The sequence below is a fragment of the Leisingera sp. F5 genome (genome assembly GCF_001593695.1).
The window spans coordinates 1-1173 of record NZ_LUKH01001233.1 but is presented as its reverse complement, the minus strand read 5'-3'; the positions used below and the strand labels follow the sequence as shown (position 1 = coordinate 1173).

General features: G+C 64.5%; 1 protein-coding gene. It reads left to right on the top strand.

Annotation, left to right across the window (positions count from 1 at the left end; all coding sequences use genetic code 11):
• Nucleotides 1-8 precede the first annotated feature (8 nt).
• A partial coding sequence (locus tag A2I95_RS40400) for a sensor N-terminal transmembrane domain-containing protein (protein ID WP_291737946.1) occupies nt 9-1173 on the top strand: 1165 nt, incomplete at its 3' end.

Here is a 1173-nt window from a genome sequence, read left to right as displayed (position 1 = left end):
ATACCAGCATTACGCAACGCCAGCAGGACGGCGATGTTGTTCTAGGGGAAGACTGGGTCACCCCCGAGCAATCGGTCACGCGGGAGATGCAGGTCAAGCGCGCGCGCCGGGGGCTTTTGTCGCTCAAAGGCTCGCCGCTGACCCGGAAGATCATCACTTTCAACCTGATCGCATTGATCATTCTGGTCACCGGGATCCTGTACCTGAATTCCTCGCGTCAAAGCCTGGTGCAGCAGCGGGCGGGCACTCTGGTCTCCGAAGCCATGCTGGCGGCGGATGTCTTTGAGGCCGAAATGCCGGCCGCAGGCGCGGTCAGCTTCGCGGCAGGTGACGGCATCCAGGTCGAGGACACCCTGGCGCGGCTTAGCCTGCGCGGCGGCGTCGAAGCCTTTGTGTTCGACACCACCGGCAATCTGATTTCCAGTATCAAGGGCGTGGACCGCAGCGATGCCCTGAACGTGTTGAATGACAGCGGCCGAAGCCGCACGCTGATCAGCGATGCGCTGTCGGCCATTTGGGGCATTGCTGATGGCGGCGAGGCGGCGGCTGCTGGTTCCGCCGCGCTGGGTCCGTCCTTAGAGGAACGGCTGGGCGGTTTGGTCGACCGGGCGATGAACGGCGGCACCGGCGTTGAAACTGTGGTGGACACCACTGGCAGCCGGGTGATCTCTGCGGCGACGCCGATCATGCATAACGGCAGGGCAGTCGGCGTTATCGCGCTGACGTCCCCCACCGGCGAGGTGGACGCTTTGGTGCGCGGCGAGCAGGAGCGCGTGCTGCAGATGTTTGTCGTCGCCCTGCTGGTCTCGGTCGGGTTAAGCTTGGTGCTGGCCTCGACCATCGCCAACCCGCTGGCCGATCTCGCCGAGGCTGCCGAACTTGGCCGCGAGCGCGGCAGCCGCAAGTCTAACCCGGGACGGATCCGGATTCCGGATCTGTCTGCCCGGCCGGATGAAATCGGCCGTCTCAGCCGGGCTCTGCGCGGGATGGTCAAGGCGCTGTACTCCCGGATCGACAGCAACGAACAGTTTGCAGCCGACGTGGCGCATGAGATCAAAAACCCCCTGGCCAGCCTGCAGTCGGCGGTCGGCACGTTGCGCATGGTTCACCGTGAAGACCAGCGCGAGAAGCTGATGGATGTGATTGAACACGATGTTCGCCGCCTGGACCGGC